The organism is Caenimonas terrae, assembly GCF_042655405.1.
Lineage (GTDB): Bacteria > Pseudomonadota > Gammaproteobacteria > Burkholderiales > Burkholderiaceae_C > Ramlibacter > Ramlibacter terrae_A.
Map to the genome: position 1 here is coordinate 25,500 of NZ_JBHSMF010000005.1, position 24,842 is coordinate 50,341.

General features: G+C 69.7%; 25 protein-coding genes. 12 read left to right on the forward strand and 13 right to left on the reverse strand.

The features are described from left to right. Nucleotides 1-5: 5 nt before the first annotated feature. Genes ACFPOE_RS05845 through ACFPOE_RS05855 form a run of 3 tightly spaced genes read right to left on the reverse strand, consistent with a single transcriptional unit; the run spans nucleotide 6 to nucleotide 2,757 of the window. Nucleotides 6-983 carry a Bug family tripartite tricarboxylate transporter substrate binding protein gene (locus ACFPOE_RS05845; protein ID WP_376849082.1) on the reverse strand — a complete coding sequence of 326 codons (978 nt, stop codon included), beginning with the start codon at nucleotides 981-983 and terminating at the stop codon, nucleotides 6-8. Next, nucleotides 980-1,966: a TauD/TfdA dioxygenase family protein gene (locus tag ACFPOE_RS05850; RefSeq protein WP_376849083.1), complete on the reverse strand. Its 987-nt coding sequence runs from the start codon at nucleotides 1,964-1,966 to the stop codon at nucleotides 980-982. The genes ACFPOE_RS05845 and ACFPOE_RS05850 overlap by 4 nt, the downstream gene beginning before the upstream one ends. A gap of 38 nt (nucleotides 1,967-2,004) precedes the next feature. After that, a complete protein-coding gene (locus ACFPOE_RS05855; protein WP_376849084.1) occupies nucleotides 2,005-2,757 on the reverse strand; it encodes a class II aldolase/adducin family protein in 753 nt (250 codons plus the stop codon). A 69-nt stretch (nucleotides 2,758-2,826) separates the two neighbouring features. On the opposite strand from ACFPOE_RS05855, the gene ACFPOE_RS05860 reads away from it, so the two are divergent. Together ACFPOE_RS05860 and ACFPOE_RS05865 are read left to right on the forward strand one after the other, a co-directional pair. Continuing rightward, nucleotides 2,827-3,369 carry a MarR family winged helix-turn-helix transcriptional regulator gene (locus tag ACFPOE_RS05860; protein ID WP_376849085.1) on the forward strand — a complete coding sequence of 181 codons (543 nt, stop codon included), beginning with the start codon at nucleotides 2,827-2,829 and terminating at the stop codon, nucleotides 3,367-3,369. Nucleotides 3,370-3,374: 5 nt separating this feature from the next. Further along, entirely contained in the window at nucleotides 3,375-4,454 is a 1,080-nt protein-coding gene (locus tag ACFPOE_RS05865) for an AbrB family transcriptional regulator (RefSeq protein ID WP_376849086.1), read from the forward strand. Here the strand turns inward: ACFPOE_RS05865 and ACFPOE_RS05870 are convergent. From ACFPOE_RS05870 to ACFPOE_RS05880, 3 genes are all read right to left on the reverse strand, one after another. Further along, nucleotides 4,444-4,716: a BTH_I0359 family protein gene (locus ACFPOE_RS05870; RefSeq protein ID WP_376849087.1), complete on the reverse strand. Its 273-nt coding sequence runs from the start codon at nucleotides 4,714-4,716 to the stop codon at nucleotides 4,444-4,446. The two genes, ACFPOE_RS05865 and ACFPOE_RS05870, sit on opposite strands and share 11 nt — an antisense overlap. A 110-nt stretch (nucleotides 4,717-4,826) precedes the next feature. Continuing rightward, complete coding sequence (locus ACFPOE_RS05875; protein WP_376849088.1) at nucleotides 4,827-5,885, reverse strand: DUF3108 domain-containing protein; 1,059 nt, start codon at nucleotides 5,883-5,885, stop codon at nucleotides 4,827-4,829. Next, the gene (locus ACFPOE_RS05880) at nucleotides 5,882-6,661 is read right to left on the reverse strand and encodes an IclR family transcriptional regulator (protein WP_376849089.1); all 780 of its coding nucleotides are present in this window, start codon (nucleotides 6,659-6,661) and stop codon (nucleotides 5,882-5,884) included. The genes ACFPOE_RS05875 and ACFPOE_RS05880 overlap by 4 nt, the downstream gene beginning before the upstream one ends. A gap of 98 nt (nucleotides 6,662-6,759) precedes the next feature. Between ACFPOE_RS05880 and ACFPOE_RS05885 the strand changes: the two genes are divergently transcribed. After that, the gene (locus tag ACFPOE_RS05885; protein WP_376849090.1) at nucleotides 6,760-7,773 is read left to right on the forward strand and encodes a fumarylacetoacetate hydrolase family protein; all 1,014 of its coding nucleotides are present in this window, start codon (nucleotides 6,760-6,762) and stop codon (nucleotides 7,771-7,773) included. A gap of 41 nt (nucleotides 7,774-7,814) precedes the next feature. Further along, nucleotides 7,815-8,777, forward strand: coding sequence for a Bug family tripartite tricarboxylate transporter substrate binding protein (locus ACFPOE_RS05890; protein WP_376849271.1), 963 nt, complete (start codon nucleotides 7,815-7,817; stop codon nucleotides 8,775-8,777). 163 nt (nucleotides 8,778-8,940) lie between these two features. On the opposite strand, the gene ACFPOE_RS05895 is transcribed toward ACFPOE_RS05890, so the two are convergent. The 4 genes from ACFPOE_RS05895 to otsB form a co-directional block, all read right to left on the reverse strand. Further along, nucleotides 8,941-9,531, reverse strand: a complete 591-nt coding sequence (locus tag ACFPOE_RS05895) for a fasciclin domain-containing protein (RefSeq protein WP_376849091.1) — start codon at nucleotides 9,529-9,531, stop codon at nucleotides 8,941-8,943. Between the two features lie 95 nt (nucleotides 9,532-9,626). Continuing rightward, nucleotides 9,627-11,048: an alpha,alpha-trehalose-phosphate synthase (UDP-forming) gene (gene otsA / locus ACFPOE_RS05900; RefSeq protein WP_376849092.1), complete on the reverse strand. Its 1,422-nt coding sequence runs from the start codon at nucleotides 11,046-11,048 to the stop codon at nucleotides 9,627-9,629. Nucleotide 11,049: 1 nt separating this feature from the next. After that, complete coding sequence (locus tag ACFPOE_RS05905) at nucleotides 11,050-12,849, reverse strand: glycoside hydrolase family 15 protein (protein WP_376849093.1); 1,800 nt, start codon at nucleotides 12,847-12,849, stop codon at nucleotides 11,050-11,052. Continuing rightward, nucleotides 12,846-13,592 (reverse strand): trehalose-phosphatase, encoded by a 747-nt coding sequence (otsB, locus tag ACFPOE_RS05910; RefSeq protein ID WP_376849094.1) that lies wholly within the window; start codon nucleotides 13,590-13,592, stop codon nucleotides 12,846-12,848. The genes ACFPOE_RS05905 and otsB overlap by 4 nt, the downstream gene beginning before the upstream one ends. Nucleotides 13,593-13,795: 203 nt before the next feature. Here otsB and ACFPOE_RS05915 point away from each other — a divergent pair, with 203 nt between their 5' ends. The 6 genes from ACFPOE_RS05915 (at nucleotide 13,796) to ACFPOE_RS05940 (ending at nucleotide 19,034) form a co-directional block, all read left to right on the forward strand. Then, nucleotides 13,796-14,521 (forward strand): enoyl-CoA hydratase/isomerase family protein, encoded by a 726-nt coding sequence (locus ACFPOE_RS05915; protein ID WP_376849095.1) that lies wholly within the window; start codon nucleotides 13,796-13,798, stop codon nucleotides 14,519-14,521. Nucleotides 14,522-14,534: 13 nt separating this feature from the next. After that, a complete protein-coding gene (locus ACFPOE_RS05920; protein ID WP_376849096.1) occupies nucleotides 14,535-14,888 on the forward strand; it encodes a hypothetical protein in 354 nt (117 codons plus the stop codon). A gap of 80 nt (nucleotides 14,889-14,968) precedes the next feature. Next, nucleotides 14,969-15,838 carry a copper chaperone PCu(A)C domain-containing protein gene (locus ACFPOE_RS05925; protein ID WP_376849097.1) on the forward strand — a complete coding sequence of 290 codons (870 nt, stop codon included), beginning with the start codon at nucleotides 14,969-14,971 and terminating at the stop codon, nucleotides 15,836-15,838. Between the two features lie 58 nt (nucleotides 15,839-15,896). Then, complete coding sequence (locus ACFPOE_RS05930) at nucleotides 15,897-16,616, forward strand: PhaM family polyhydroxyalkanoate granule multifunctional regulatory protein (protein WP_376849098.1); 720 nt, start codon at nucleotides 15,897-15,899, stop codon at nucleotides 16,614-16,616. 14 nt (nucleotides 16,617-16,630) lie between these two features. Further along, nucleotides 16,631-17,902 carry an FIST signal transduction protein gene (locus ACFPOE_RS05935; protein ID WP_376849099.1) on the forward strand — a complete coding sequence of 424 codons (1,272 nt, stop codon included), beginning with the start codon at nucleotides 16,631-16,633 and terminating at the stop codon, nucleotides 17,900-17,902. 4 nt (nucleotides 17,903-17,906) lie between these two features. Next, a complete protein-coding gene (locus tag ACFPOE_RS05940) occupies nucleotides 17,907-19,034 on the forward strand; it encodes a DUF535 family protein (protein ID WP_376849100.1) in 1,128 nt (375 codons plus the stop codon). Between the two features lie 6 nt (nucleotides 19,035-19,040). Here the strand turns inward: ACFPOE_RS05940 and ACFPOE_RS05945 are convergent, their stop codons facing one another. Next, nucleotides 19,041-19,772 (reverse strand): helix-turn-helix domain-containing protein, encoded by a 732-nt coding sequence (locus ACFPOE_RS05945; protein WP_376849101.1) that lies wholly within the window; start codon nucleotides 19,770-19,772, stop codon nucleotides 19,041-19,043. Nucleotides 19,773-19,889: 117 nt separating this feature from the next. Here ACFPOE_RS05945 and ACFPOE_RS05950 point away from each other — a divergent pair, with 117 nt between their 5' ends. Together ACFPOE_RS05950 and ACFPOE_RS05955 are read left to right on the forward strand one after the other, a co-directional pair. Next, nucleotides 19,890-20,702 (forward strand): hypothetical protein, encoded by an 813-nt coding sequence (locus ACFPOE_RS05950; protein ID WP_376849102.1) that lies wholly within the window; start codon nucleotides 19,890-19,892, stop codon nucleotides 20,700-20,702. 19 nt (nucleotides 20,703-20,721) lie between these two features. Next, a complete protein-coding gene (locus ACFPOE_RS05955) occupies nucleotides 20,722-22,638 on the forward strand; it encodes an MFS transporter (protein WP_376849103.1) in 1,917 nt (638 codons plus the stop codon). Here ACFPOE_RS05955 and tgt read toward each other — a convergent pair whose 3' ends face one another. Together tgt and queA are read right to left on the reverse strand one after the other, a co-directional pair. Next, entirely contained in the window at nucleotides 22,639-23,799 is a 1,161-nt protein-coding gene (tgt, locus tag ACFPOE_RS05960) for a tRNA guanosine(34) transglycosylase Tgt (RefSeq protein ID WP_376849104.1), read from the reverse strand. Continuing rightward, nucleotides 23,792-24,826: a tRNA preQ1(34) S-adenosylmethionine ribosyltransferase-isomerase QueA gene (gene queA, locus ACFPOE_RS05965; RefSeq protein WP_376849105.1), complete on the reverse strand. Its 1,035-nt coding sequence runs from the start codon at nucleotides 24,824-24,826 to the stop codon at nucleotides 23,792-23,794. The genes tgt and queA overlap by 8 nt, the downstream gene beginning before the upstream one ends. Between the last annotated feature and the right edge of the window lie 16 nt (nucleotides 24,827-24,842).

A 24,842-nucleotide genomic window follows, 5' to 3' on the forward strand; every position in this document is an offset into this window, starting at 1 on the left:
GCGGCTCAGTTGGCCTTGACGCCGACCGCGCGGACGAGGTCGCCGAAGCGCTTCTCGTCGCTGGCGATCAGCTCGTTGAGCGCGGCCACCGACATCGGGCTGGCCTCGACGCCGACCCGTTGCAGCGCCGCGTGCATCTCGGGCGTGTCGAGCAGCTTGTTGATCTCCGCGTTCAGCCGGTTCACCAGCGCCAGCGGCGTCGCCTTGGGCGCCGCGATGGTCTGCCAGGCGAACATGTCGATGCGCGGATAGGTTTCGGCCACGGTGGCGACCTGCGGCAGCGTCGGATGGCGCCTGGCGCCCGCCACCGCGATCACGTTGACCTTGCCGGCCTGGATCTGCGGCAGCCCGGCGACGGCGTCGATGAACATGAAGTCGATCCGCCCCGTCATCAGGTCGCTCAGCGCGCCCATGCTGCCCTGGTACGGCACGTGGGTGGCGTGCACCTTCTCCTGGGTCTTGATCATCTCCACCAGCAGCTGGTGCATCGTGCCGTTGCCCGGCGAGCCGAAGTTGTAGCGGGACGGCTGCGCGCGCAGCAGCGCCACTAGCTCGGCCAGGGTCCTGGCCTTGAGGTCGGGGCGGGTGACCAGCAGCAGCGTGACGTTGCCGATCATCGCCACGCCGATGAAGTCCGCCGCCACCGCGGGCGGCGTGGTGAACATCGCCGGCGCGATCGCCAGCGTGGTGCTGGTGGCCACGATCAGGGTGTAGCCGTCGGGCGCCGACTTGGCCACCTGGCTGGCGCCCAGCAGGGTGCCGGCGCCCGGCCGGTTCTCCACCACGATCGGCTGGCCCAGCACCGGGCGCAGCTTCTCGGCCACCATGCGGCCCAGCGTATCGGTCAGCGCCCCGGCCGGGAACGGCACCACCAGCTTGATCGGCCGGTCCGGGTAGCCGGCCTGGGCGAACGCCGGGAGCGTGCAAGCGCCCAGCGCGAGCGCGGTCCCCTGCAACAGCCGGCGGCGGGAAACCGCCTTCATGCCGATTCCTTGCTGGCCAGGCCGCGCTCGAACTCGCGGATCGGGCGCTTCGCACCCGCCGCCGGCTTGACGTTGTGGCCGTCCGGCAAGGGCTCCACGCCCTCTTCCGGCGTGTAGCTGCCGCTCACGCCCTGCACCGGTTCGCCGCTGATGGTGACGCGGTTCATGGTGCGGCGCTGCGGGTAATAGTCGTGCGGCGCGTAGTGGTGGGTGGAGCGGTTGTCCCACATCACCACGGTGTGCGGCTGCCACTTCACGCGCAGCTGGAACTCCGGGATCTGCGCCCGGCTGTACAGGTACTGCAGGATCATGTTGCTCTCGTCCTCCTTCAGCCCCTTGATCTTCGTGGTGAACTGCGCGTTGACGTTGATCGAGCGGCGGCCGCTGACCGGGTGCAGCCGCACCACCGGATGCGACGGATTGGGGAACTGCCGCTCCAGCTCGCGCAGCTTGGCCTGGTGCGCCTCCGAGCTGGTGAACAGCGGGCGCCAGGGCTTGAAGTCGTGGATCGCTTCCAGCCCGTGGATGTACTGCTTCATCCGCTCCGACAGCCCGGTGTAGGCCGCCGTCATGCTGGCGAACAGCGTGTCGCCGCCGTACTGCGGCACCACCTTGGCCCGCAGGATGGTGATCGACGGCGGGGCGGCGCGGAAGGTCTCGTCGGCGTGCCACTGGTCCGTCAGCGCCGGCGGGTTGTCGGCCGAGTAATCGAGCACGATCACCTCGCGCTTGTCGTCCAGGTTGGGGCTGAACGGGTGGATCGACAGCTCGCCGAACAGGCGGCCGAACGCCATCTGCTGCTCCAGCGTGATGTCCTGGTCGCGCAAGACCAGCACCTCGTGCCGCACGAAGGCGGCGTGCAGCGCCTCGAACTGCCGCGGCGCCAGCGGCTGCGTCAGGTCCAGGCCGCGGATCTCGGCGCCGATGTTGCCGCCGAGGCGGATGACCTCGAAGCCGGCGGCGGTTGGTGTGGGTGTGGGCATGGGATCTCCAGGAAATGGGGTGGCGTGGGGCACCGGGGTCAGAGCGCCTCGGGCCGGATTCCGGCCTTGCGCAACATGGCGTCGAACATCTTGCGGGCGTTGCCTTCCTGGTCGACGTTCATCTTGGCGCGGGTGGCGGGCACCCGCTCCAGGATGTCAACCGGGATGGCGCGGTTGGGGCCCAGCCCGGCGTCGCTGGCCAGCTGGATCTCGCAGGCCCGCTGCAGCATCCACAGCCGCTGGAACGCCTGCGGGATGTCCTGCCCGGTCACCAGCAGCCCGTGGTTGCGCAGGATCAGGCAGCGCCTGGAGCCGAGCGCCTGCACCAGCCGCGGCCGTTCCTCCAGCCCCGTGGTCACGCCCTCGTAGTCGTGGTACGCGACGTCGCCATAGAACGCGGCGCTGTAGAAGTTGTCGTGGCGCAGCCCGCTCTCCTTGCACGCCACCGCGCAGCCGGCCGTCGTGTGCACATGCATGATGCAGTGGGCGTCGTCGCGCGCCTGGTGGATGGCGCCATGGATCACGAAGCCGGCCTGGTTGACCGGGCGGCCGCAGCGGTCGATGTCGTTGCCGTCGACGTCGATCTTGACCAGGTTGTCGGCCGTCACTTCGCTGTAATGCAGCCCGAACGGGTTGATCAGGTAGTGGGGCCGGCCGCCCGGACCGGAATCGACCCGCAGCGTGATGTGGTTGAAGATCATCTCGGTCCAGCCGAGGAAATCGAACAGCCGGTAGCAGGCGGCGAGCTCGCGGCGCGCGCTGGCTTCGTCGGGCAGGAGGGCGTCGGTCATCGAGCCTCCCATTCTGGGTGAACTGCAATAATGGTTGAAAGACACTGTCCTGCGTGTTTCCCCTAGCCAATGAGCATCACCGAGGCGGCCGTCCGCCTGCGCCATCCCCAGGGCTTGCCCGACATGCTGCTGTACCGCCTGAACCGGATCCGGGCGGTCGGCGGAGGGATGGTGCTGCGCTATTGCGAAGGCCAGTTCGGCGTCACCCGGCGTGAGTGGGTGGTGATTGCGTTGCTGGCGGCCGGCGGCGCGACCACCTCGTCGGAGCTGGCGGCGCGGGCCGAACTGGACAAGTCCGCCACCTCCAAGGCGATCGTCAGCCTGGTGAAGAAGGGCCTGGTGACGCGCTTGCCGCGGCCGGGCGACCGGCGCTACATCGAACTGGCGCTGACTGCCGGCGGCAACGACCTTTACCGGCAGATCCTGCCGGTGGTGCAGGAGGTCAATCGCGACCTGATGTCCGGCCTGACCGATGCCGAGATCGCCGTGCTGGACCGCCTGCTGGAGCGGGTCGGCCAGCGCGCTGGCGAAATGGCCGGCAGCGCGCTGTCGCTGCCGCGGGCCGATCGCCGGCGCGGCGGCAGCGCCCGCCGGGCGGCGCCGGCGGCTTAGGGCACATGCCTTCGCGCGCCGCCGCCCGCATCGCCTTGTCCCTGCTGCTCGCGCTGGCCGCCGCCCTGGCCTGTGCGTGGCTGCGAACCCCGCTGCCCTGGATGATCGGCCCGCTGGTGGCGACCGCGGCGGCCTCGATGCGCGGCGCGCCGACCCAGAGCTGGAGTCCGCTGCGCAACCTGGCGCAATGGACCATCGGGACGGCGCTGGGCCTGTACTTCACGCCGCAGGTGGCCGGCCTGCTGGCCAGCCTGTGGTGGGTGATCGGGCTGGCGGTGTTGTGGGCGCTGGCCCTGGGCTGGATGTTCGGCGCCTGGATGTACCGCTGCGAGGCCGGGCGGCTCGCCGGCACCGAGCACCAGAAGCGCGCCACCTGCTATTTCGCCGGCTCGATCGGCGGGGCGTCCGAGATGACGCTGCTGTCCGAGCGCGAAGGCGCGCGCACCGACCTGGTCGCCGCCAGCCACAGCCTGCGCCTGTTGTCGGTGACGATCCTGATTCCGTTCGCCTTCACCTTCAGCGGAATGCACGGCCTGGATCCGACGCCACCCGGGCCGCGGCTGGTGCAGTGGGGCGGGCTGGGGCTGCTGGCGCTGGCCACCGGCGCCGGCTCCTGGCTGGCCGCGCGCAGCGGCCGGCCGAACCCGTGGTTCCTGGGGGCGCTGCTGGTGTCGATGGGGCTGACCACCTTCGGCGTCGAGCTGTCGGCGCTGCCGGACTGGATGACCAAGGCGGCGCAGCTGGTGATCGGCGTCAGCCTGGGCGTGCGCTTCGAGGGGCGCTTCGTCCATACCGCGCCGCGCTGGCTGCTGTCGGTGCTGCTGGGGACGCTGGGAATGATCGCGCTGAGCGCGGGCTTTGCCGCGCTGCTCGCGTGGGGGACCGGGGTGCATCCGGCGACGATGATCCTGGGAACTTCGCCGGGCGGCATCACCGAGATGGCGATCACCGCGAAGGTGCTGCAGCTGGGCGTCCCGATGGTCACCGCCCTGCAGGTCTGCCGCCTGGTGGCGGTGCTGGTGCTGGTCGGGCCGCTGTTCCGCTGGCGCTACGGCCAGGCGAAACAGGAGGGATTCAATGCATGACGAGCGGGTTCTGCGCCAGTTCGGCGTAGCCGTCCAGCGTGGTTTCGACTTCTTCCTGGGTGGGCGTGTTCACCTGCCAGGCGTTGATCTGGCGCTGGAAGGCCTCGGCCCACGAGCCGTCCAGATACACCTCCTTGTTGGAGCGCTTGTCGACGATCTCGAAGCCGTGCCGCGCGATGCCCGGCGCCGGCTCGCCCTCCAGCGGCTCGTTGGCCTGCATGTGCACGACCACGAAGGCGTCTGAGTCATAGAGCATTTGCATGGTGGATTTCCTTTACCGCGTTATCTGGCAACGTTTGAACCCATTTCAAGGTGGACCGGGATAACGCTGGTAGGCCCTTCCTCTGGTTCCCAGACTAAGCAAGAGCGGGCTCAGGACCTGTCGGTTGAGGTCCACTGCTGGTCGACATAATCCCCATTCGACTGTGTCAGACGAATGCGCACGGGCACGTAGTCCATGCCGGTGCCCAGCCAGAGTTCGACACGGATGTCGTACTCGCCGCGCGGCTGGCGCACCAGCTTGCGGGTGGCGACCCTGCCGCCGGGAAGGTCGAGCGATTCCTCCCCCTCCACCGTGAAGACCCAGGCCTGCGCGTCGCGGGTGCCGACCGTCTGCATGGTGATCTCGGTGCCGGGGGGGAACTTGGCCGGCGCGGCCGCCAGCATCGAGGCCAGTTGCAGGAACACGCTCAGGCGGTCCTGCGCGCCGGGCGGCAGCGGCAGCTCGGGCGCGTTGTTGCTGAAGACCAGGGTGCCTTTGTCGCGCACGAAATGGGTGGCCTGTTCGGTGCGGCTCTTGTCGGAAAAGCGCTGCGGGGCCAGGCCTTCGGGCGTGATGCTCCCGGTGCTTTGCTGGGCGCGCGAAGGCAGCAGCGGCGCCGAGTATTCCAGTCGCGCCTCGTACCGGCTGCCGTCGTGGCGCCAGAGCAGCTGGCCGTTGAGCGACCAGCGCTGGCCCTTGACGACGCCGTTGACGGCGTATTTCAGGCGCACCGAGCCGGGGATGGCCAGCGCGATCGCGGCGGCCGGCGCAGTTGTCGGCGCCGCAGGCGGGGGACTGTCGATCAGGGGCGGCGGCGCCGAGGCTGCGGCGACGGCCGGCTCCGCACTCGCGGCTGCCACCGCTGCAACGGGCTCGGGCAGGGGCACTGGCGTGACCATGGGCGCCGGGGCTGGCCGCGGACGCGAGGCGCGCGGAGGTGGGCGGACGCGCGGAGCGACCGGCCTGTCCGGATCGACCTGCCGTTGGACCGGCGCGGGCGGTTGCACCTCGGGGATGAAATTCACGACCCGCGTCACCAGTGCCTTCATCCCGGGCGGCCGGGGCGCCTCGAAGGACGTCGACCACGACAGCAGCAGCGCATGCGCCGCCACCACCGCCAGCGCCAGCAGCACCAATGGCCGCCAGGCCACCGGCTGCCGGGCGATCATCCCCGCCACCCCAGGTCGCTGGACAGCTGCAGGGCGGCCGCGCGCAGCGGCCCGTCGACGGCGCCGTCCCATTCCGGGTCGAAGGTGGCCATCGAGCCGACGGCGATGATGCCCAGCGCGATGTGGCCGTCCGAATCGAACACCGGCACGCAGAAGCCGACGATGCCGGGCAGCAGCGTGTCCACCACCCGCGCCGCGCCGCGCCGGCGCACGTCGTCCAGCAGCTGCCGGGCCTCGGTCAGCGTGCTGGGCAGGTCGGTGCGGCCGGACTTCTGCGCCCGCGCGATCTCCTCCTTGAGCATCGGCGCGATCGCCTCGCGCGACATGTAGGCGGCGAAGCAGCGCCCGGTGGCGGACGTCAGCAGCGGCATCACGTCGCCCAGGCGCAGGTTGACGGTGACGGTGTGCGGCGACTCCTCCCAGTGGATGATGGTCGGGCCGTGGTTGCCCCAGACGGCGAGCGCCAGCGTGTGGCCGCCGATCTGCTCCACGATCTTGGATACGCGCTCGCGCGCCAGCTTGACGGCGTCGATCCGCGACAGCGAGGCCAGCCCCAGCTTCAGGGCCGCGGGCCCGAGGTCGTAGCGGGTGCTGATCGGGTCCTGCGCCACCAGCTCCAGCCGCTGGAAGCTCACCAGATAGCGGTGCGCCTTGGCGGCGCTCATGCTGGCGGCGGCCGCGAGGTCGCGCAGCATCAGCGGCCCGGCGGCCTGTCCCAACACCTGCAGCAAGCCGAAACCCACCTCCACCGACTGGATCCCAGCGCGCTCCTTCATCGCCGGTCCGTTCCGTTAGAATTACGTTTAGGTAAATTCATTTCACAATGCGTAATGTGCTGGGACTCTAGCGCGTTCGCGGTCCCGGGGCAAATCCGATGAAGCTTGCAACGTACAAGGACGGCTCGCGCGACGGCCAGCTGGTGGTGGTGTCCCGGGATCTGGGGACGGCGCATTATGCGACCGGCATCGCGGCCAGGCTGCAGCAGGCGCTGGACGACTGGAGCTTCATCTCGCCGCAGCTGCAGGACCTGTACGAGGCGCTCAACAGCGGCAAGGCGCGCAACGCCTTTCCCTTCGATCCGGCGCAGTGCATGGCGCCGCTGCCGCGCGCCTACCAGTGGGCCGACGGCTCGGCCTTCATCAACCACGTGGAACTGGTGCGGGCGGCCCGCAACAGCGAGGTGCCCAAGACCTTCTACGAGGACCCGCTGATGTACCAGGGCGGCAGCGACGATTTCCTGGGCCCGCGCGACGACGTGGTGGTGCCGTCGGAGGACTACGGCATCGACTTCGAGGCCGAGGTGGCGGTGGTCACCGGCGACGTGCCGATGATGGCCACGCCGGAGCAGGCGCTGGACGGCATCCGGCTGCTAATGATCGCCAACGACGTGTCGCTGCGCAACCTGATCCCGGCCGAACTGGCCAAGGGCTTCGGCTTCTTCCAGAGCAAGCCGGCCACCGCATTCGGGCCGGTCGCCATCACGCTGGACGAAGTGGGCGACGCCTGGGACAAGGGCCGCCTGAACCTGACGCTGCAAAGCGCCTGGAACGGCCGCAAGGTCGGCATGTGCGACGCCGGGCCCGAGATGACCTTCCACTTCGGCCAGCTGATCGCCCACATCTGCAAGACCCGCAACGTGCGCGCCGGCAGCATCGTCGGCTCCGGCACGGTCAGCAACAAGGGCGTCGCCGGCGCCAACGGCAAAACCGAGTGGCCCAAGGGCTACAGCTGCATCGCCGAGAAGCGCGCCATCGAGACCATCCAGGACGGCAAGCCCTCGACCGAATTCATGAAGTTCGGCGACACCATCCGGATCGAGATGAAGGGCAAGGACGGCCAGAGCCTGTTCGGCGCCATCGAGCAGAAGATCGTCCCCGCGGCGAAATGAGCGACAAGAATCCCAACAACGAGACCGACGAGACCACCACCATGCAACGCAGACATTTCCTCCTGGCCGGCGCGGCGCTGGCCGCCGCCGGTGCGCATGCCCAGAGCTATCCGGAGCAGCCGATCCGCTGGATCGTGCCCTATCCGGCCGGCGGCGGCACCGACGTGCTCGCGCGCACGGTGGCGGAGGCGATGCGCCCGGCGCTGGGCCAGCAGATCCTGGTGGACAACCGTCCCGGCGCGTCGACCAACATCGGCGGCGAACTGGTGGCGCGGGCCAAGCCCGACGGCTACACCGTGATGTCGGCCGACAACGCCATCCTGGCCTACAACGAGCACCTGTTCGGCAAGCTGCCCTTCAATCCGGAAAAGGACTTCAGCTACATCGGGGCCATGGCGCGCTTCCCGCTGGCGCTGGTGGTGAACCCGAACTTCCCGGTGAAGACGCTCAAGGAATTCATCGCCTATGCCAAGGCCAACCCCGGCAAGCTCAATTACGCCTCGCCGGGCAACGGCTCGCCGCATCACCTGGCGATGGAGCTGTTCAAGAACCGCACCGGCACCTACATCACCCACATCCCGTACCGCGGCGCCGCGCCGGCGGTGCAGGACGTGATGGGCGGCCAGGTGCCGTGCATGTTCCTGGACCTGGCCGGCGGCCTGGCGGTGATGCAGGCCGGCAAGGTGCGCGTGCTGGCGATCGGTTCGGCCAGGCGCGCGCCGTCGCTGCCCAATGTGCCGACGCTGGCCGAAGCCGGCGTGTCGAACGCCGAGGTGTATGCGTTCCAGGGCCTGCTCGGCCCGGCGGCCCTGCCCGAGGCGATCGTGGCGCGGTTGAACAGCGAGTTGAACAAGGCGCTGCTGAGCGCGCCGGTGCAGAAGCGCGCCGCCGACTACGGCATGGAATTGCTGCCCGGCACGCCCGCGCAGTTCAAGGCCATGGCCCGCGCCGAGGCCATGCGCTGGGGGCCGATCATCAAGGCGGCGGGCGTCAAGCTGGATTGACCGGGCCCTGTCGTCCCGGGATCGAACCGGGACCCCGACGCTGGAAATCCCAACAGCCGTCGATCAATGAGAAGCGCACCAACCGCCCTTCCTTGATGACGGCTGTTTCGTTGGCGCCGAGAGCTCCGGGTCCCGGATCGGGTCCGGGGACGACAACCGTGCATCACCCCGGCAGCAGCACCTTGTCGACCACGTGGATCACGCCGTTGGACTGGTAGACATCGGCGATGGTCACGGTGGCGGAGCCGCCCTTGGCGTCGGTGATCAGCACCTTGTTGCCGCTCATGGTGGCCACCAGGGTGTCGCCGCCGACGGTCTTGAGCAGCGCGCGGCCGTTGCCGGCGCGGATCATCTGCGCCAGCGCGGCCGAGTCCACGCGGCCTGCGACCACGTGATCGGTCAGCACGTGCGTGAGCATCTTCTTGTTCTCGGGCTTGAGCAGCGTGTCGACGGTGCCGGCCGGCAGTTGCGCGAACGCCGCGTTGGTCGGCGCGAACACGGTGAACGGACCGGGGCTCTTGAGCGTGTCGACCAGGCCGGCGGCCTTGACGGCGGCGACCAGCGTCGTGTGGTCCTTCGAATTCACGGCGTTGTCGACGATGTCCTTGCTCGGGTACATCGCGGCGCCGCCGACCATCGGCGCGCCCATGGACATCGAGGACGCGGGCGAGGCGGCCATCGGGCCGTCCATCGAGGTGGCGCAGGCGCCGAGCAGGGACGTGGAAACACAGGCGGCAAGCAGCAGCTTCTTCATGGGGATCGCTCCGGTTGGATGCAGGAGAGGAAGTCCCCTGCTGCCATCGAATACGCGCTCCCCCGGCCGCTGGATGCGGACTTATTGCTCGCTTGCTACAGGCGCAGCCACGGCGTGCCGCTTTCCTCGGCGCTGGCTTCGCCCAGCACCTCCAGGAAGGAATCGCACCACCAGTGCACGTCGTAGCGCCGGATGCTGTTCATCAGGCCCTGGTGGCGCTCGCGCCGCTCCTCCAGCGGCATCATCAGCGCCATGTGGATGGCGGCAGCGGTGCCGGCCGTGTCGTACGGATTGACCAGCAACGCGTCGCGCAGCTGCTCCGCGGCGCCGGCGAACCGCGACAGCACCAGCACGCCCGGGTCCTCGGGATCCTGCGCGGCGATGAACTCCTTGGCCACCAGGTTCATGCCGTCGCGCAGCGGCGTCACCAGGGCCACGCGGCTGGCGCGGTACAGCCCCGGCAGCCGCGCCCGGGCCACCGTGCGGTGCATGTAGCGCACCGGCATCCAGTCCAGCTCGCCGAAGTTGCCGTTGATCGAGCCGCACAGGCTCTCCAGCTCGTGCAGGATGTCGCTGTAGGCGCTGACGTCCTCGCGGCTGGGCGAGGCGATCTGGATCAGCGTCGCGCTGTCACGCGTGTCCGGGTAGCTGGCCAGCAGCTCGCGGAACGCCCGCATGCGCTGCGGCAGGCCCTTGGAGTAGTCGAGCCGGTCGACGCCCACCAGCAGCTTGCGGCGTGAATACTCCTCCTTCATCCGCACGTACATGTCCAGGCCTTCCTTGGCCTGCGCCAGGCCCTGGAATTCGTCGACGTCGATGCCGATCGGGAAGGCGCCGGCATGCACCGTGCGGTTGAAGGCGCGCCAGCGGCCCTCGCCGACGTTCTGCGCATGGGCCTCGGCCTGCGCATAGGCGGTGAAGTGGCCCAGGTCCGCCTTGCTCTGGAAACCGAGCAGGTCGAACGAGAACAGCGCGCGGATCAGCCAGTCGTGGCCGGGGATCGCCGCCAGGATCAGCGGCGGCGGCAGCGGGATGTGCAGGAAGAAACCGATCCGGTTGGCGCAGCCGAGCGCGCGCAGCTCCGCGGCCAGCGGGATCAGGTGGTAGTCGTGCACCCAGATGATGTCGTCCGGCTGCAGCAGCGGCAGCAGCTTGCGCGCGAACAGCTGGTTCACGCGCCGGTAGCCGGCGATGTAGCCGGTGTCGAAATCGGCCAGGTCGAGCCGGTAGTGGAACACCGGCCACAGCACGCCGTTGGAATAGCCGGCGTAGTAGGCGTCGTGGTCCTCGCGCGAGAGGTCGACGGTGACCAGCTTCACCGCGCCGGCCTGGTGCGTGTGCACCTCGCCTTCGCCGGCGACGCCGCCCTGCTCGGCCTCGATCACCTTGCCGCTCCAGCCGAACCACAGGCCGCCGGTCTTGTTCAGCACGTCGCCCAGGGCGACCGCCAGGCCGCCGGCGGCGGTCTTGCGCGGATCGGCAACCCGGTTGGAAACGACGACCAGTCTCGACGACATCCTAGATCACCGAATCCCACGGTGCCGACAGGCGCACCGCGGCATTGATGATTCCCACCATCGAATAGGTCTGCGGAAAGTTGCCCCACATCTCGCCGGTGACCGGGTGCGTGTCCTCCGACAGCAGGCCCAGCGGGTTGCGGCTCTTGAGCATCACCTCGAAGATCTCGCGCGCCTGCGCCTTGCGGCCGATGCGCGCCAGCGCGTCGATGCGCCAGAAGGTGCAGATGTTGAAGGCGGTCTCCGGCTTGCCGAAGTCGTCCGGCGCCTCGTAGCGGCGCATGTAGGGCCCGTCGCACAGGGACTTCTCCAGCGCGTCGACGGTGGCGACGAAGCGGCTGTCGTTCGGGTCGATGAAGCCCACTTCCGCCATCAGCAGCGCGCTGGCGTCCAGGTCCTTGCCGCCGAAGCTCTCGGCGAAGGCCTGGCGCTGCTCGCTCCACGATTCGCGCAGGATCCGCTCGCGGATGATGTCGGCGCGCTCGCGCCAGTAACGGATGCGCTGCGGCAGGCTCAGCGACGCTGCCACTTTGGCCAGCCGGTCGCACGCCGCCCAGCTCATGAGCGCGGAGGAAGTATGGACCCGGGCGCGGGTGCGCAGCTCCCACATGCCCGCGTCGGGCTGGTCATAGACGCGGAAGGCCTGCTCGCCCACCGCTTCCAGGTAGCCGAACTCGGCGCGGCCGGCGCGCCGCAGCAGCCGGTGGTCGTGGAAGGCCTGGGCGGCGCCCAGCACGATGTTGCCGTAGACGTCGTGCTGGAAGTGCTCCTGCGCCTGGTTGCCCACCCGCACCGGGCCGTTGCCCCGGTAGCCGGGCAGGTGCTCCAGGATCGCCTCGGGCAGCTGTTCCTCCTGGCCGATGCCGTACAGCGGCTGGATGTGGCCGCCGCCGGAGCGCACCACCACGTTGTTCAGCCAGCGCAGGTATTCCTCCATGGTGGCCACTTCGGAAATGCTGTTGAGCGCACGCACCACGAAGAAGGCGTCGCGCAACCAGCAGTAGCGGTAGTCCCAGTTGCGGCCGCTGCCCGGCGCTTCGGGGATGCTGGTGGTCATGGCGGCGACGATGGCGCCGGTGTCCTCGAACAGCGAGAGCTTGAGCGTGATGGCGGCGCGGATCGTGGCGTCCTGCCATTCCAGCGGCAGCGACAGCGCGCGGGTCCAGTTGCGCCAGTAGGCAGCGGTCTCCTGCTCGAAGCCGCGCGCCGTGTCCTCGATGCCGGACACCAGGGTTTCGTCCGGCCCCATGATGAAGTTCATCGGCCGGTCGACCACGAAAAAGGTCTCCGACAGCAGGTAGCTCAAGGGCGCGTCGCTGTTCAGGCGCAGCGTCTGGCTGGTGCCGACGTAACGGATGTGGGTGCTGCCCTGCGTCACCAGCGGCTGCTCGCGGCCCCAGTTGAAGCGCGGCCGGATCATCATGCGCATCCGCGGCGAGCCTTCGATCACCTTGACCCGGCGCACCAGCGTCAGCGGCCGGAAGGTGCGGCCGCGGCTGAAGAAGCGCGGCGCGAAATCCGTCACCTCGATGCCCTGGCCCTGGCTGTCGTACAGGCGGGTGCGCAGGATCGCGGTGTTGGGTTCGTAGTGCTGCTCGCTGCGCGCGAAGTCTTCCAGCTCCACCGCCCACGTGCCGCCCTTGTCGGTGTCGTCGAGCAGTGCGTTGAACACCGGGTCGCCGTCGAAGCGCGGCAGGCAGGACCACACGATGCCGGCGCGCTCGTCGATCAGGGCGCTGTAGGCGCAGTTGCCGATCACGCCGAGGTTGAGGGACTGCTGGACTTGCTGCGGTGCGTTCATGGGGTCACGGCCTTTCCTGTTCTTGCGGTGGCGGCTTCCTGCAACTGGTCGCGCAACTGCTGCGGCGTGGCGATCCGCTGCCAGGCGACGGTGGCGCCCTCGCCGACCTTGACGCCCAGCCCGCCCAGGCGCTGCACGCAGGCGAAGCCGACTTCGTCGGTGATGTCGTCGCCGACGAACAGCGGGGTGCGGCCGGCAAACGGCGGCTCGCGCAGGAAGGCTTCGATCGCGTTGCCCTTGGTCGCGCCGCTGGGCTTGGCTTCCACCACCATCTTTCCCTGCAGCAGGGTCACGCCGGGCGATTCTTCCACCGCCGCGCGCATCGCTGCCAGGCAGGCCTGGTCCAGCTCGGGCGCCTGCCGGTAATGCAGGGCCACCGAGCCGCGCTTGGTCTCCACCAGCAGGCCGGCGTGCTGCGCGGCGAGTTTGCGCGCAGCCTGTTCCACCAGGTCCAGCACCGGCGCCGAGATCAGCGACATCTGGCCGCCCGCGCTGCGGCGCTCGGCGCCGTGCACGCCGGCCGCCGGCAGCCGCAGCGGCCGCAGGAAGTCGTCGATCTGGTCGATCGGGCGGCCCGAGATCACCGCCAGCGCGCCGCCCAGGTAGTCGTTCAGAAGGCCCAGCGTCTGGACCAGGCCTGGCGGCACGGCGACCTCGTCGGGTTGCTCGGCGATATCGACCAGCGTGCCGTCGAAATCGAGAAACAGCGCTGTCGAGCTGTACAGAAGGTCGGAAAAATCCATGGATGCCCACCGTAGCAGAGGCTTTCCAGTCCCGCCAGACAAGCGCGACGATGACAGGCGTAGGACCGTGCCTACAGTTTCGCCGGCCGGTGCAATAAGCTTGCCGGCGTCGCAGCCCCATCGAAAGCCACCATGGATTATTCGCGCTACACCACCCTTGCCATCAGCCGCCGCGGGCCCAACCACAGCTCCTGGACATCCAGATGAAGGCGCTCAACGGCAAGCTGCCCACCGCCGGCCACGCCGGCCACGCCGAGCTGGCCGAGATCTGGCGCGACGTCGGCGCCGACAGCACCGTGCGCTGCGCCGTGCTGCGCGGCGAGGGCCTGGGCTTTTCCGGCGGCGGCGACCTGGCGCTGGTGCAGGAGATGGCGGACGACTTCGAGGTGCGGGCCCGGGTCTGGAAAGAGGCGCGCGACCTGGTCTACAACGTCATCAACTGCGACAAGCCGATCGTCAGCGCCATGCACGGCCCGGCCGTCGGCGCCGGGCTGGTCGCCGGCATGCTGGCCGACATCTCGATCGCCGCCAAGGGCGCCAAGATCGTCGACGGCCACACCCGCCTGGGCGTCGCCGCCGGCGACCACGCGGCCATCGTCTGGCCGCTGCTGTGCGGGATGGCCAAGGCCAAGTACTACCTGCTGCTGTGCGAGCCGATCACCGGCGAGGAAGCCGAGCGCATCGGCCTGGTGTCGCTGGCGGTGGACGACGACGTGCTGCTGGACAAGGCCTACGAGGTGGCCGACCGGCTGGCCCTGGGCTCGCAGAGCGCGATCCGCTGGACCAAGTACGCCCTGAACAACTGGCTGCGCCAAGCCGGCCCGGCGTTCGACGCCTCGCTGGCGCTCGAATTCATGGGCTTCGCCGGACCGGACGTGAGGGAAGGCGTGGCATCGCTGCGCGAGCGGCGCGCCCCGCGCTTCCCCTGAGATAATCGGCGCCATGCAGCGCCTGCGCCACGCCACCTTTGTCGCCCGCCTGATGCTGGCCTGGCTGGCGCTGGCCATCGGCGTCGCCACGGCGGCGCCGCTGGTGGGCGCCAGCGCGCTGGAGCTGGTGTGCTCCGGCACCGGGCTGAAGCTGGTCGCCAAGGGCGCCGGCGGCGGAACGGCGCCGGCCGGCCACACGCTGGACTGTCCCCTGTGCGTGCACATGGATGCGCCACCCGTGCTCGCGTCTGCGCGCGAGTTTCGTGCGCAGGGCACGTCCGGCCCGGTCGTCGCCGTGCGACCGGCGCGCATCGCGGTGCGCACCACCGCGCCGCCCCCGGCCCGGGGCCCGCCCGCGCAGGCTTGAATTCCCTCGACCCGGGGCCGCGCGCTTCCGGTGTTTCAATCCTTTCAAGCGGATCGGCCCTGGCCGGCTGCGCATCGACCATGAACACTTCATTCAAGACCCTCTGCTCGCTCGCCTTGTGTTTCGCCGCGCCGGCGTTCGCCCACGTCTCCCTGCAACACGCCAGTGCCGATGCCGGCAGCAGCTACCAGGCCGTGCTGCGCGTCGGCCACGGCTGCGACGGTTCGCCCACCACCGCGGTGTCGGTGCAGTTGCCGGCCGGCTTTGCCGATCCGCAGCCGCAGCCCAAGGCCGGCTGGACGCTGGAGCGCCGCGGCAACGAGGTCACCTGGACCGCGGCGGACAAGCAATCGGCGCTGCCGGCCCACGCCAGGACCGAATTCACCATCGCCGGCAAGCTGCCGGCCACGCCCGGTCCGCTGTGGCTGAAGGTGAGGCAGACCTGCGAACAGGGCCGGATCGATTGGGGCGACGTGCCGGCGCGCGGCACCTCCACCGAAGGCATGAAGACCCCGGCGGTGCTGCTGCTGGTGCAGGCGCCTGCGGCGGTGAAGGTGGAACAGGGCTGGGTGCGCCCCAGCGTGCCCGGCCAGCAGGGAACCGGCGGCTACATGCTGCTGACCGCGCGCGAAGGCCAGCGGCTGGTCGGCGTGTCCTCGCCCGTGGCCGGCGTCGCCGAAATCCACGAGATGAAGATGGAAGGCGAGGTGATGAAGATGCGCCCGGCCGGCCCGGTCGAGCTGCCGGCCGGCAAGACCGTGGAACTCAAGCCCGGCGGCCTGCACCTGATGCTGATGGACCTGAAGCAGCCGCTGGCGGCGGGCAGCAGCGTGCCCGTGACGCTGGTGCTCAAGGACGGCCACGGCGTCGAAAGCCGGGTGGAGACGCAGCTGGTGGTGGGCCAGGCCGCGCCCGGTGCGGCCCCTGCCGCCGACGTTCACAAGCACTGAACGGCGGACCGTCCTTGGGGTAAGCTGTCAGCACCCCCCGGACCCCAGGAGCGCGGACATGAGCGAGCAACAGAACTTCGGCTTCGGCAAATTCGTCCCCGGCTTCGACTTCCTGCAGAACCTGAGCAAGGGCACGCCGCAGCAGCCGGCCACGCCCAGCCTGTCCAGCTGGGTGGCGCCGACGCTGAACGTCGAGGAGCTCGACAAGCGCATCGGCGAACTCAAGGCCGTGAGCTTCTGGCTCGACCAGAACGCCAAGGCACTGGCTGCCACCATCCAGGCGCTGGAGCTGCAGAAGATGACGCTGGCCACGCTGCGGGGCATGAACTTCAACATGGGCGAGATCGCGAGCGCGCTCAAGCTCCAGCCCGATGGCCGCTCCGCCGCCGCTGCCGCCACGACGGGCGCGGACAAGGCGGCCCCGGCCGCGGGCAGCGTCGCGGGCGCCGCCAACGATGCGGTCGCCAGGGCCCGGGCCAGCAAGAAGAACGCTCCGGCGGCCGGCGCCAACGGCCAGGCCGGCAAGCCTGCCGGCGGCGGCGTCGTCGATCCGCTGCAGTGGTGGAGCGCGCTCACCACGCAGTTCCAGGAGATCGCGGCCGGCGCATTGCGCGATGCGGCCCAGGCGCCCGCCGCCGGCGACCTGGCGGTCGCCGGCAAGGCTGCCGCCAAAACGGCCGCCAAAACGGCCGGCGCCGCCCGCAAGGGCGCCGGCGCCGGCGCCAAGTCGAGCCGCGCCAAGGTCGGAGCCCGCAAGGCCGGCGCGGCGGGCCGCTGAGTGGTGGTGTCCCCGTGAAGCCGTTCCCCTACGGCCACGCCACCCACCCGCAGTGGCCGATGGCGGCTGCGCTGGTGCTGGCGCAGCTGCGCGCGCAGATGGCCCTGCGCGGCCACGCCAGCGCACCGACGCTGGGGCTGCTGTATATCACCGACCATTACGCCGGCGCGGCCCAGGAGATCCTGGACCACCTGAGCGCCGAACTGCGCGAGGTCACGGACTGGTCCGGCGGCGTCGGTGTCGGCATCGCGTCCAACAACGTCGAGTACTTCGACGAGCCGGGCATGGCCGTGATGCTGTGCGAGATTCCGTCGCACCACTACCGCGTGTTCTCCGGTGTCGCACCGCTGGGCGTGGGCGAGGGCATGGGCTTCGAGCCGCACACCGCGCTGGTCCACGCCGATGCCTCCACACCCGACCTGGCCGAACTGATCGCCGAAATGGCGGCACGCACCGCCACCGGCTACCTGTTCGGCGGGCTGGTGTCCGGCCGCGGCGAGCCGGTGCAGTTCGCAGTCGGCGGCAACGGCAACATCAAGGGCCACGGCGCCGCCGGCGGCGTGTTCCGCGGCGGACTGTCGGGCGTGGCGTTCGGCGAGGAGGTGTCGCTGGTCTCGCGCGTCACCCAGGGCTGCCAGCCGGTCGCGCCGCAGCGCATCATCACCGGCTGCGACGGCCATGTTCTCACCGAGCTGGACGGCGAGCCGGCACTGGATGTGCTGCTGGGCGACCTGGGCATCTCGCTGGAGCAGCCGCAGGCCGCGATGACGCGGCTGCGGGCCACGCTGGTCGGCCTGACCGAAGCCGGCAGCGACGCGGTCGGGCGCACCGGCAACTTCGGCGCCGACGTGACGGTGCGCCACATCATCGGGCTGGACCCGGTCCGGCGCGGCGTCGCCATCGCGCAGCAGGTGACGCCGGGCATGCGGATGGCGTTCTGCCAGCGCGACGTGCAGGCGGCGCGCGCCGACCTGATGCGCGTCTGCGCCGAGATCCGCGAAGAGCTGGAGCCCGAGGAGATGCCGCAGCCGGTCGCGGCTTCGCTGGAATCGCCGCCGGCGCTGCGCGCTTCCAGGCCGGCCAGCCGCATCGCCGGCGCCGTCTACATCAGCTGCGCGGGCCGCGGCGGGCCGCACTTCGGCGGCCCCAGCGCCGAGCTGCAGATCGTGCGCCATGCGCTGGGCGACGTGCCGCTGGTGGGCTTTTTCGCCGGGGGCGAAATCGCCCGCCACAACCTGTATGGCTACACTGGCGTTTTGACAGTGTTCCGATCTGCGTCGGACTGATTGCATGGCAAAGGCATCTTCGAACCGGATGCCCAGCGTCTGGAGCGGCATTCCCTGGGCCCTGGCGCCCGCTTCCGGCGACCTGGCGTCCCGCCTGCAGCTGGCAACCCGCGCGCTGCGCGGCGCACTATGGCACGGCAAGGCGATGCGCCGCTGGATGGCGATGGTGTACGAGCTGCGCTCGCGCGGAATCATCTCCGACCTGCCCAACGAATACCTGCGCGCGGTCCAGCCCTATGTGAACAGCGGCACCAGCATGCCGGGCCGCGTGGTCCAGCTGATCGACCACGCCGACTGGCTGGAAACCGCCCTCAAGCCCGCCGCCTACGAGCGCCTGACCTCCGGCAAGCCGCTGATCCTCGCCACCCTGGCGGCACCGCGCGGCTACGAATACATGCGCCTTCAGCTGCAGCGCGCCCCGGCGCAAAGCCCGGAAGGCGAGCTGATGCTGACGCTGGTGCTGCAGCGGGCCCAGGAAGTGCAGCAGCGCGCCGCGCCGATGGAGGCCGCGACGCTGGCCTTCAGCCGCTTCCGCATCGAGGGCCAGGGCTGCTTCGTGATCGGCGGCGTGCGCGGGCAGCGCCATCCGGTGCTGCGGCTGTCGCCGGTGGAACTGAACCAGGCGCTCAGCGGCTGGAAGCCGGCGGTGCTGATGGTGCGGGTGGCGCAGGAACTGGCCCGCTTCTGGGGCCTGAAGCTGGTGGGGCTGGACCCGGCGCGCCATCCCATGCACGGGCGGCCGTACCGCTGGAGCCGCCGCTACCGCGAGGTCGCGCGCCAGATCGACAAGAGCTACGGCGCGATCTGGAACCATTTCGAGGCGGTCCGGGGCGATCACGGCTGGATGGTGCTGCCGCTGGACTCCGACGAGAAGCTGGCGGCGACCGCGCTGTCGCCGGAAAAGCGGGCCCGCCAGAGCCGCCGCGCCGATTACTGGATCCGCACCCGCAACCTGCTGCGCACCGAGTTCGCCGAGCAGCTCAACCGGCTGGGCGCCGAGCTGGCGCTGGACGGCGCCACCGTGGCGCACGGTCCGGACACGCTGCAGCTGGCTGGTGCCGGCGCGTTCGAGGACAGCGACGAGATCGCGCCGTCGCGGGCGCTGGACACCGGTCCGAGCAGCCTGCTCTGAGGCGCTTCAACGACGCAGCCGGGTGAACGCGGCGAACTCCCAGCTGCGCATCGCCAGCAGCAGCGTGTAGCCCTCGCGCTCGCTCTGCGCCAGCTTCTGGTCGGACTGGTGCTGCTGCGCGAAATCCTGCGCCACCCGCTGCAGGCGCTCCAGGAATGCCGGCGCCAGGCTGCGGCCGATCGAGCCGTGCACCAGCAGCAGCCCTTCGCCCGGCGCGTCGAAGCCGCCGGAAAAATAATCGAGCAGCGCGTTGTCGCGGAAGTAGTTCATCACCGGGCCGTGCGGGCGCCAGCGGAAGGTCTTGGCCAGCTTGAGCCGGTAGCGGTTCAGCGGCCGCAGCTCGATGATGCCGATCCGGTCCAGCTGCGCGAAATACCGGATCGCTTGCGCCTCGTCCAGCCGGTAGGCGGCCGTCACCTGTTCCAGCGTCCACTGGCTCAGGACGCAGATGGCGCACAGCAGCAGCTTCTTGTCGGCGACCACGGCGCGCTCCTGCTCGGGCGCCAGCTGCTGCAGCAGCGGCTGCGCGTCGGCCACCCGGCGCGCCAGTTCGGCGAAGTCCAGCCGCAGTGCGCGGCAGATCGCGTCGATCCGCGACAGCGGCATGTCGCCCCGGGCCATCATCCGCTTGACGCTGGATTCGGCCATCTTCAGCGCCTTCGCCAGGTCGGCGTAGGTCATCCCTGCAGCCTTCAGCTCGAGCTTCAGCGTGCTCACCAGGTCGGCCGTCGTGCTCATTGGAAAAGTATCGAAAAGCGATACTGTTGGTGGATCGGGCCTCGAATGTAGAGTGTTTTAGCCACCGCCGCTGCCGCGCCGTCGACACTGCGGCACCTCGACCAACCAGGAGATCCGATGCGCCTGCCCTTGTCCCGTGCCGAAACCGTGCTGCTGTCAGCGGCCGTGGCACTGTTCCTCGTCGCCGTGTTCGGTCCGGCCCTCAGCCAGCCGGGTGACTACCACCGCTTCGCCGACCAGCGCGCCCTGTGGCAGCTTCCCCATGCGATGGACGTGCTGTCCAACCTCCCGTTCGTTTTGACCGCGCTGCTGGGCGGGGCGGCGCTGTGGCAGGCGCGCATGGCGCTGAGCAATGTGCAGCGTGCGATGGCAGCCCTCTTCTTCGGCGGCCTGTTGCTCGCCGCCGCCGGCTCCGGCTGGTATCACATCGCGCCCGACGATGCGGGGCTGGCGGTCGACCGTTCGGCCATGGCCGTTGCCTTCGCCGGCTTGCTGGGCCTGGCGGCCGCCGGCCGCGTGAGCGAGCGCGCCGGCGCCTGGCTGGGGCTGTCGGTGTTGCTGCTGGGGCCGCTGGCCGCGCATCTGGCGTCCGCTTCGGGCAACGTCCTGCCCTGGGCCGTGCTGCAGTTCGGCGGCATGGCTGCGGTGCTGGCCCTGGCACTGCGACCGGCCCGCGCGGGGACGCTGCCGCTGCCGCTGGCGGCGGTCATCGCCTGCTACGCGGCCGCCAAGCTGCTTGAGATCAACGACCAGGGCATCTACGCGCTGACCGGACACTGGGTCTCGGGGCACACGCTCAAGCATGTGGTCGCGGCGCTGGCCGCCTTCCCGGTGGTTGCTGCGCTGCGCGCGGCGGCCGAACCACGGCAGAATGCGCCAGGCGCCACGACCAACAGGCCCGCAGCCCGCCGCGATGCCGGCCATGCGTGAGCCCCAGAGGAGGAATTCAATGACGACAGTGACGGCACAGGCCGCGGCCGAGCCTTCGGCGCAGGCCCATCCCAACCAGTTCGCGCTGCTGCGCCAGCGCCGCTTCGCGCCCTTCTTCTGGACCCAGTTCTCGGGGGCCGGCAACGACAACCTGTTCAAGTTCGCCTTCACGGTGATGGTCACCTACCAGCTGCAGGTGGGCTGGATGCCGCCGGCGATGGCGGGCCTGGTGATCGGCGCGCTGTTCATCCTGCCGTTCCTGCTGTTCTCCGCCACCAGCGGCCAGCTGACCGACAAGTACGACAAGACCACGGTGATCCGGTTCGTGAAGAACCTGGAGATCGGCATCATGCTGCTGGCGGCCTGGGGCTTCTGGAACGGCAACGTCGCGGTGCTGCTGGCCTGCACCTTCCTGATGGGCCTGCACTCGACGCTGTTCGGTCCGGTGAAGTTCGCCTACCTGCCGCAGGTCCTGGGGGAGCGCGAGCTCACCGGCGGCAACGGCATGGTGGAGATGGGGACTTTCGTCGCCATCCTGCTGGGCAACGTGGCCGGCGGCGTGATCGTCGCCATCCCGGATGTCGGGCGGCACGACGTGGCGATCGCCTGCGTTGCGCTGGCGCTGGTCGGGCGGGCGGTGGCGCAGTTCATTCCGCCGGCGCCCGCGACCGACCCCGGCTTGAAGATCAACTGGAATCCGGTCAGTGAAACCTGGCGCAACCTCAAGCTGGCGCACGGCAACATCGTGGTGTTCCGCTCGCTGCTGGGAATCAGCTGGATGTGGTTCTTCGGCGCCGTGTTCCTCAGCCAGTTCCCCAGCTTCGCCAAGGAGGTGCTGCACGGCGACGAGCAGGTGGCCTCGCTGCTGCTGGTGGTGTTCTCGGTCGGCATCGGCACCGGCTCGCTGCTGTGCGAGGTCTTGTCGCGCCGGCACGTGGAGATCGGCCTGGTGCCGCTGGGCGCGATCGGCATGAGCTTGTTCGCGGTGGACCTGTATTTCGCCTCGCGCGCACTGCCGCCGGCGGACGCCCTCACCCTGGCGCAGTTCCTGTCCGTGCATGCGCACTGGCGCGTGATGGCGGACCTGGCCCTGCTCAGCCTGTTCGCCGGCCTGTACAGCGTGCCGATGTATGCGCTGATCCAGCTGCGCTCGCAGCGCACGCACCGGGCCCGGATCATCGCGGCCAACAACATCCTCAACGCCCTGTTCATGATCGCCAGCTCGGTCATCGCCGGCCTGCTGCTGTCGATAGGGGCGACGGTGCCGCAGATCTTCTTGCTGGTGGGGCTGGCCAACGCGGTCGTCGCGGCCTACATTTTCCTGCTGGTGCCGGAATACCTGCTGCGCTTCATCGCGTGGGTGCTGTCGCATTTCGCCTACCGGTTCCGCATCCGGGGGGAAGAGAGCATCCCGGTGGCCGGCGCCGCGATCCTGGTCTGCAACCATGTGAGCTACATCGACGCGGTGCTGCTGATGGCGGCCAGCCCGCGGCCGATCCGCTTCGTCATGGACCAACGGATCTTCAAGGTGCCGGTGCTGGGCGCGCTGTTCCGGCTGGCCAAGGCGATCCCGATCGCGCCGCGCTCGGAGGACCCCGCGGCCTACGAGGCGGCGTTCGCTGCCGCAGCGCAGGTGCTGCGCGAGGGCGACCTGCTGGGCATCTTCCCGGAGGGCGGCATCACGCGCGATGGCCATCTGCAGGAATTCAGGGGCGGCATCATGAAGATCCTGGAGCAGCAGCCGGTGCCGGTGATCCCGATGGCGCTGACCAACCTGTGGGGCTCCTTCTTCAGCCGCATCGAGCAGGGCGGCGCGATGGTGCGGCCGTTCCGGCGCGGCATGTTCAGCCGGGTGGGGCTGAACGTGGGAGCGCCGGTGGCGCCCGGGCAGGTGAGCCCGGCGCTGCTGCAGGCGCGGGTGGCGCAGCTGCTGTAGCTAGACGCCGCGCGCGCGGTCGGCCTTGAACTGCTGCACGAACGCTCCGAAGCGCCTGTCATCGAGCGCCTCCCGGACCTCGCGCATCAGGTTCAGGTAATAGTGCAGGTTGTGGATGCTGGCCAGCATCGGGCCGAGCATCTCGCCGCAGCGCTCCAGGTGGTGCAGGTAGGCGCGCGAAAAGCCGCCTTCGACGGCGCCGCCCGCTGCCGTCGTCCCCTTGCAGGCGTAGCAGGTGCAGGTCTCGTCCAGCGGCCGCTCGTCGGTGCGATGGCGCGCGTTGCGGATTTTCAGGTCGCCGAAGCGGGTGAAGAGATGGCCGTTGCGCGCGTTGCGGGTCGGCATGACGCAGTCGAACATGTCCACGCCCTGCGCTACGCCTTCGACCAGGTCTTCCGGCGTGCCGACGCCCATCAGGTAGCGCGGCTTGTCCGGCGGCAACAGGTGCGGCGTGTGCGCCACGATGCGCAGCATCTCTTCCTTCGGCTCGCCGACGCTGACGCCGCCCACCGCGTAGCCGGGGAAATCCATCTCCACCAGCGCCGCCAGCGATTCCTCGCGCAGGGACTCGAACATGCCGCCCTGGACGATGCCGAACAGCGCGTTCGGGTTGCGCAGTCGCGCGAATTCGTCCTTGCAGCGCAACGCCCAGCGCCGGCTCAGCTCCATCGAGATCCTGGCCTCCGCCTCGGTCGTGATGTGGCCCTTGGTGTCGTAGGGCGTGCACTCGTCGAACTGCATCACGATGTCGGAGTTCAGCAGGGTCTGGATCTGCATCGAGATCTCGGGCGTGAGGAACAGCTTGTCGCCGTTGACCGGCGAAGCGAACTTCACGCCCTCTTCGGCGATCTTGCGCATCTCGCCCAGGCTCCACACCTGGAAGCCGCCGCTGTCCGTGAGGATCGGCCTGTCCCAGCGCTCGAAGCGGTGCAGCCCGCCGAACTGCTCGATCACGTCCAGGCCCGGCCTCATCCACAGGTGGAAGGTGTTGCCCAGGATGATCTGTGCGTCCATCTCCTGGAGCGAGCGCGGCGTGACGCCCTTGACCGTGCCGTAGGTTCCCACCGGCATGAAGATCGGCGTCTGCACTACGCCATGGTTCAGGGTCAGGCGGCCGCGCCGGGCCAGGCCTTCGGTCTTGAGGAGTTCGAATTCAAGCATCGGGTGTGCGGGCGAGCAGCATTGCGTCGCCATAGCTGAAGAAACGATAGCGCTGCGCGATCGCGTGCCGGTAGAGAGCCATGACGCGATCGTAGCCAGCCAGGGCGCTGACCATCATCATGAGCGTGGACTTGGGCAGGTGGAAGTTGGTGAGCAGCAGGTCGGTCGAGCGGAACCGGAAGCCGGGCGTGATGAAGATGCTGGTGTCGCCTTCGGCCTCGCCGCTCAGGGCGTAGGACTCGAGCGTCCGCACGGTGGTGGTGCCGACCGCGACGATGCGGCCATCCCGCTCGCGGACCTCGGCCAGCGCCCGTTGCGTCGCCTGCGGAACGGCGTAGCGCTCGCTGTGCATCCGGTGCTCGGCCAGGTTCTCGGTCTTCACCGGCTGGAAGGTGCCGGCGCCCACGTGCAGCGTCACCGTCGCGCGCTGCACGCCCATGGCGTCCAGCGCCTGCAGCATCGGCTGGTCGAAATGCAATGCCGCCGTCGGGGCGGCGACCGCGCCCGGGTTCTTCGCGAACACGGTCTGGTAGCGGCGCTCGTCCTCGGCCGAATCGGCGTGGGTGATGTACGGCGGCAGCGGCACGTGGCCGTGCCGCTCCATCAATGCGTAGGGATCGTCGCTGAGGGTAAAGCGGAACAGCGGGCCGTCCTCCTGCGGCCAGCGGCCGGTGAGCGTGGCGCTGAAGCCGCCGACCATCTGCAATGTGGTGCCCACGGGCGGCTTCTTGCTCACCTTCATGTGGGCGACCACGTCGCGGTCCTGCAGCACGCGCTCGATCAGCAGTTCCAGCTTGCCGCCGGTGGGCTTCTCGCCGAACAGGCGCGCCTTCACCACCTGCGTGTCGTTGAACACCATCAGGTCGCCCGCGCGCAGCAGCGCCGGCAGGTCGCGGAACTGGCGGTCCACGGGGCCCGCGCCGGTGCCATCGAGCAGCCGGGAGCCGGCGCGTTCGGCGGCCGGGTGCTGGGCGATCAGGTCGGGAGGCAGGGCGAAATCGAAGTCGCCGAGAGTGAAATTGCGCATGCTTGAGGGGCGGACG

Bases quoted from the DNA above. Each gene is read 5' to 3' on its own strand.
- ACFPOE_RS05845 (WP_376849082.1), bottom strand. From the start codon at position 983: ATGAAGGCGGTTTCCCGCCGCCGGCTGTTGCAGGGGACCGCGCTCGCG.
- ACFPOE_RS05850 (WP_376849083.1), bottom strand. From the start codon at position 1,966: ATGCCCACACCCACACCAACCGCCGCCGGCTTCGAGGTCATCCGCCTC.
- ACFPOE_RS05855 (WP_376849084.1), bottom strand. From the start codon at position 2,757: ATGACCGACGCCCTCCTGCCCGACGAAGCCAGCGCGCGCCGCGAGCTC.
- ACFPOE_RS05860 (WP_376849085.1), top strand. From the start codon at position 2,827: ATGAGCATCACCGAGGCGGCCGTCCGCCTGCGCCATCCCCAGGGCTTG.
- ACFPOE_RS05865 (WP_376849086.1), top strand. From the start codon at position 3,375: ATGCCTTCGCGCGCCGCCGCCCGCATCGCCTTGTCCCTGCTGCTCGCG.
- ACFPOE_RS05870 (WP_376849087.1), bottom strand. From the start codon at position 4,716: ATGCAAATGCTCTATGACTCAGACGCCTTCGTGGTCGTGCACATGCAG.
- ACFPOE_RS05875 (WP_376849088.1), bottom strand. From the start codon at position 5,885: ATGATCGCCCGGCAGCCGGTGGCCTGGCGGCCATTGGTGCTGCTGGCG.
- ACFPOE_RS05880 (WP_376849089.1), bottom strand. From the start codon at position 6,661: ATGAAGGAGCGCGCTGGGATCCAGTCGGTGGAGGTGGGTTTCGGCTTG.
- ACFPOE_RS05885 (WP_376849090.1), top strand. From the start codon at position 6,760: ATGAAGCTTGCAACGTACAAGGACGGCTCGCGCGACGGCCAGCTGGTG.
- ACFPOE_RS05890 (WP_376849271.1), top strand. From the start codon at position 7,815: ATGCAACGCAGACATTTCCTCCTGGCCGGCGCGGCGCTGGCCGCCGCC.
- ACFPOE_RS05895 (WP_376849091.1), bottom strand. From the start codon at position 9,531: ATGAAGAAGCTGCTGCTTGCCGCCTGTGTTTCCACGTCCCTGCTCGGC.
- otsA (WP_376849092.1), bottom strand. From the start codon at position 11,048: ATGTCGTCGAGACTGGTCGTCGTTTCCAACCGGGTTGCCGATCCGCGC.
- ACFPOE_RS05905 (WP_376849093.1), bottom strand. From the start codon at position 12,849: ATGAACGCACCGCAGCAAGTCCAGCAGTCCCTCAACCTCGGCGTGATC.
- otsB (WP_376849094.1), bottom strand. From the start codon at position 13,592: ATGGATTTTTCCGACCTTCTGTACAGCTCGACAGCGCTGTTTCTCGAT.
- ACFPOE_RS05915 (WP_376849095.1), top strand. From the start codon at position 13,796: ATGAAGGCGCTCAACGGCAAGCTGCCCACCGCCGGCCACGCCGGCCAC.
- ACFPOE_RS05920 (WP_376849096.1), top strand. From the start codon at position 14,535: ATGCAGCGCCTGCGCCACGCCACCTTTGTCGCCCGCCTGATGCTGGCC.
- ACFPOE_RS05925 (WP_376849097.1), top strand. From the start codon at position 14,969: ATGAACACTTCATTCAAGACCCTCTGCTCGCTCGCCTTGTGTTTCGCC.
- ACFPOE_RS05930 (WP_376849098.1), top strand. From the start codon at position 15,897: ATGAGCGAGCAACAGAACTTCGGCTTCGGCAAATTCGTCCCCGGCTTC.
- ACFPOE_RS05940 (WP_376849100.1), top strand. From the start codon at position 17,907: ATGGCAAAGGCATCTTCGAACCGGATGCCCAGCGTCTGGAGCGGCATT.
- ACFPOE_RS05945 (WP_376849101.1), bottom strand. From the start codon at position 19,772: ATGAGCACGACGGCCGACCTGGTGAGCACGCTGAAGCTCGAGCTGAAG.
- ACFPOE_RS05950 (WP_376849102.1), top strand. From the start codon at position 19,890: ATGCGCCTGCCCTTGTCCCGTGCCGAAACCGTGCTGCTGTCAGCGGCC.
- ACFPOE_RS05955 (WP_376849103.1), top strand. From the start codon at position 20,722: ATGACGACAGTGACGGCACAGGCCGCGGCCGAGCCTTCGGCGCAGGCC.
- tgt (WP_376849104.1), bottom strand. From the start codon at position 23,799: ATGCTTGAATTCGAACTCCTCAAGACCGAAGGCCTGGCCCGGCGCGGC.
- queA (WP_376849105.1), bottom strand. From the start codon at position 24,826: ATGCGCAATTTCACTCTCGGCGACTTCGATTTCGCCCTGCCTCCCGAC.